The following is a 2648-nucleotide window of genomic DNA, read 5'->3' on the forward strand; positions in this document are numbered from 1 at the left end:
CATTCAATACAGGTATCCCCTTTTGGACAAGAGAGTTGTGGAGTTTATGCTGAAAATACCTTCCGATCATCTTTTTATAGAATCCTTTGGGAGGGTTTTACTACGCGAAGCCACCGGTGACCGGCTGCCGGAAGAAGTCAAATGGTCGACTTCAAAAACAGATCCGGTGCTCACAAAACACCTCGATGATTTGTCCACAAAAATTTTCAAGGATATGCTCTCTCAGCTGGAAGAGTTCAGGGAAAACCCCGCCCTGGACTTTTTTGATTTTGGAAAATTTGAAAAGGCCCTTGCCAAAGCCAGCCTGGGCAAGCCCCCGGGCCAGGATATATCCCTGCGTCACGTCTTTTTCCGGCTGAAATGGATCCACGAATTTACCAGGAAATACGCTCAATAGATGAATACGGAAGAGAACCAATGGCTGAAAGCTTTGGGACGGGAAGAGCTGTATTTTCGTCATCAGTTAAGCCATCAGCAAATTGATGACTTGCTGGGCGATCAGGGCAGCCGGGGCTTTCGGGAAGCCAAAGCACAGATGCTGGCTAAGCTGAACGTGTTTCTGGGGGTATCCAGGCTTTTGACTGAGGCCGGCATTGCATTCATCCCCTTAAAAGGCTTCCTGCTGTCGCAACGCATTTATGGCGATCCGAGTTATCGCATCACGGGTGATTTTGACTTGCTGATCAAGCCCCAAAAGGTTTCCGAGGCGATCAGGGTTTTATTAAAGAATGGATACCAGCCGGAAGCCTTCACCTTACCTCAAGACAAAGCATGCCAGCGAAGGGTCCTGCGAATGATCAATGAATGTTCTTTGGTCCATAAAGAAACGGGGATAAACATTGAATTGCACTGGCGGTTGTTTGGCAGCGACCTGGTTTCAACCAAAACCCTCGATGCGATCATTGACGATAAGCTGGAGGAAACTCAACTGGCAGGACAGGCATTCAGGCAGTTTAACCCTGAGATCGAGCTTCTTTACCTGGTCGTTCACGGTGGTTTTCACGCATATCGCCGCCTGAAATGGCTGGTGGACATAAAGACATACCTTGAAAGGGTGAGGTTTGACGAAGCGAGGTTTCTTGAGCTGGCAAAAAGCTTAAATGCCTTTCGTTTGATCGCGCTAACCAATGCCTTGCTGGAACATTTCTTCCCGGGATCCAGGCTTCTGCCATCATCTCAGCCCCCCCGGAAACCACCATTTAGGTTTTGCCTGCAGGAAATCCATACAACCACCGAGGAGGAAACCAAATCCATCAGGATATACCTTCAACGGCTTCATTTCGCCCTGGACGCCTTCCCCCGCTGGCGCTACAAGCTTAGCGTAATCAAAAACAACCTCCTGGCCACAGACTCCATCAACAGCAAATATATCCCCTGCATCCCCTTGCTGTATTACCTGATCGGCCCCTTCTGGAAGCTGTTCAGAGGATTCCGATGAAAACAGCATGGAGCATGGGGCAAGGGGCATGGAGCTTATGGCTTGAGGCTTGGGACCGTTGCTTCCTACTTTTTACTAATTACTTCCTACTGGTTTTTCTATGGAACGCGGATGCCACGGATGAACTTCGTTCAGCGCTGATGATCGCGGAAGAAAATTCCACGGATTTTCCTGCTTACTATTTACTGCCTACTGCTTACTGAAAATGGCATGGAGCAAGGGGCATGGGGCAAGGTGCATGGGGCATGGGGCATGGGATCGCGTCTTCGCTTTTTACTTCTTACTTTCTACTTCTTACTGCCTACTGTCTTTCGCGTCCTCGCATCCTCGCCTCTTCGCTTTTTACTTTTTACTTCTTACTTTTGCGGATATGCTCACCCTGCTGACCTCAAACGATAAGACCTGGCTCAGCCTCTGGCAGCAAAGCAAAGACCCCGAAGTCTTCGCCCACCCTGCCTGTGCCGCCTTGTTTGAGGACGGGAAGACCACCGCCAGGGCCTTGTATTGGGAAGGCGGACAGGGCAGCGTCCTCTATCCCTTCCTGCTGCGAGACTTGCGGGATGAGCCCTTCTGGAAGCCGGAGATCGGTGAAGCGTATGATATGGTCACCCCCTATGGTTACGGGGGACCGGTGGTGGTCAGCGGGAAAGCCGGCCAGGACCTTTTCAGGGACTTCTATGCCGCCCTCGGGCAATGGGCAGTGGAGAACAGGGTGATCACGGAGTTTGTGCGTTTTTCCCTGTTCAGCGAGGCACCGAAGGCTTATTACGGGGAGGTGGTGCACCACAACGACAACATCGTGGTCGACCTCAGCCTCAGTCACGATGCCCTCTGGCAGGGTTTCCGCCACAAGGTCCGCAAGAACATCCACACGGCACAGGCGGCCGGAATCACAATCGAAACCGACCCCACGGGCAGCCGTCTCGATGACTTCCTGGCGGTCTATCATCATACCCTCGATCGCCGCCAGGCAGCGCCCCAATATTACCTGCAGCGCCCCTTCTTCGAAAAGCTGCAACATACCCTCCCCGGCCACTGCTGTTACTTCCACGCCCTCCACCAGGGACAGGTGATTGCCTCAGAGCTGGTGCTGCTGTCCGCCGCCCGCCTCTACTCCTACCTGGGCGGCACCTTCTGCGAAAGCTTTCCCCTGCGTCCCGGCGACCTGCTCAAATACCACATCATGCAGTGGGCCCGCGAAAAAGGCCAC

3 protein-coding genes are annotated in these 2648 nt (G+C 52.6%); all 3 read left to right on the forward strand.

From position 1 onward, the window contains the following. Positions 1-397, forward strand: a 397-nt coding sequence (locus tag V2I46_07625) for an asparagine synthase-related protein (GenBank protein MEE4177362.1), incomplete at its 5' end; no start/stop codon positions are given. Beyond that, positions 398-1438 carry a nucleotidyltransferase family protein gene (locus V2I46_07630; GenBank protein MEE4177363.1) on the forward strand — a complete coding sequence of 347 codons (1041 nt, stop codon included), beginning with the start codon at positions 398-400 and terminating at the stop codon, positions 1436-1438. 370 nt (positions 1439-1808) lie between these two features. Continuing rightward, a partial coding sequence (locus V2I46_07635) for a GNAT family N-acetyltransferase (GenBank protein ID MEE4177364.1) occupies positions 1809-2648 on the forward strand: 840 nt, incomplete at its 3' end.

This window comes from Bacteroides sp., from assembly GCA_036351255.1.
In the GTDB taxonomy this organism is placed as follows: domain Bacteria; phylum Bacteroidota; class Bacteroidia; order Bacteroidales; family UBA7960; genus UBA7960.

Bases quoted from the DNA above. Each gene is read 5' to 3' on its own strand.
- V2I46_07630 (MEE4177363.1), top strand. From the start codon at position 398: ATGAATACGGAAGAGAACCAATGGCTGAAAGCTTTGGGACGGGAAGAG.